The organism is Paraclostridium sp. (assembly GCF_051657365.1).
GTDB lineage: Bacteria > Bacillota > Clostridia > Peptostreptococcales > Peptostreptococcaceae > Paraclostridium.
The window spans coordinates 1-1499 of the sequence record NZ_JBOFKN010000138.1 but is presented as its reverse complement, the minus strand read 5'-3'; the positions used below and the strand labels follow the sequence as shown (position 1 = coordinate 1499).

At 31.2% G+C, this 1499-nt stretch carries 2 protein-coding genes; both read right to left on the bottom strand.

The annotated features are described in order from the left end of the window. Positions 1 to 437 precede the first annotated feature (437 nt). On the bottom strand, positions 438 to 770 hold the full coding sequence (locus ACRCYC_RS10045; protein WP_438619015.1) for a YnfA family protein: 333 nt from the start codon (positions 768 to 770) through the stop codon (positions 438 to 440). Between the two features lie 88 nt (positions 771 to 858). Beyond that, positions 859 to 1499: adenylosuccinate synthetase (locus ACRCYC_RS10040; protein WP_438619014.1), on the bottom strand; the 641-nt coding region annotated here is incomplete at its 5' end.

The following is a 1499-nucleotide window of genomic DNA, read 5'->3' as shown; positions in this document are numbered from 1 at the left end:
ACCCTTAGCTTGTGGTTTTACTCTCCCTCAAGGAGATAGTCGTTGAAGGTTATCCATATCTTAAAAGACTTAGGACATTCCCTGCTAAACACCCATTGTAAAAACCCTTAGTGCCTAACGTATCTTATATGTCACGATTGTCCATTTATAAGACCTAATTAGATTTTATTTCAACTTAGGTTATCCTTACACTTTTTTCTGCTTTCGCACCATTTACACTTGCTATTTCTAGCTTTGCTTTGGTAGTAAGGCTTTAGGGGTTAAAAGCAATTAACTCCGAGTCTGCACCTATCACTAGATACAGAGGGCTTTCTGTTTTTAAATCTATACTTATATACATATTTGTATAGTTTTGTTTAAATTTGTTGTAACAGTTTAGTTACCCATACTTATCATCTCTCCTTCATATTAAATATATTATTGATAAATATTTTTCATCACCTTGGAGCATACATTATAATAATAACTCCAATTAATGCAATAAATGCTCCAATTAAATCAAATTTATCAGGAACTATATTTTCAACTTTCCATCCCCATAATATTGAAAGAGCAATAAAAATGCCTCCATAAGTCGCATATACTCTACCAAAACTAGAATTTTCAGGTTGAAATGTAGGTATAATTCCATATAATATCAATACAATTGCTCCTATAACTCCATACCAAATATTCTTTCCTTCACGCATCCATAACCAAATAAGATAACCTCCACCTATTTCAAATACACCCGCTATAAGGAAATAAAATATAGATTTTATTATTTCCATATAAAATCTCCTTTTCTTTTTATATAATTTTTCTTCTTAATAAAAATAGATTGATTTAATTTTTATAAATCAATCTATTTTATCTAAATTATAGTTCAGTAGTAACTCTTATGCTTTGATCTCTCTTTGGACCTACTCCAACTATTGAAACCTTTGTTCCTGTGAACTCTTCTATTCTTTTTAAATATTTTTTAGCATTCTCTGGTAATTCTTCATAGCTTCTTGCATTAGCTACTTCATCGCCCCAACCTTCAAACTCTTCATATACTGGTTTACATTTTGCTAAATCTTCTAAACTTGCTGGGAAGTAATCTATAACTTTTCCATCTAATTCATATCCTACACAAATATTTAATTTATCTAATCCAGCTAATGTATCTATTTTAGTTACAACTAATGAAGTTAAACCACAAACTCTTACTGAAGTTTTTAATATAACTAAGTCTAACCATCCACATCTTCTTGATCTACCAGTAGTAGTTCCATACTCATGACCTTTTTCTCTTATCCAGTCTCCAGTAGCATCCTCAAGTTCTGTTGGGAATGGTCCTTTTCCAACTCTTGTTGTGTAAGATTTAGCTATACCAACAGCATTAGTTATCATTGTTGGTCCTATACCAACTCCATTTGATACTCCACCTGAAGTTGTATTTGATGATGTTACATATGGATAAGTTCCATAGTCTATATCAAGAAGCATTCCTTGAGCACCTTCGAATAATACTTTTT

What these genes read in the sequence shown, in the direction of transcription:
- ACRCYC_RS10045 (WP_438619015.1), bottom strand. Translation starts at nt 770, where the DNA reads ATGGAAATAATAAAATCTATATTTTATTTCCTTATAGCGGGTGTATTT.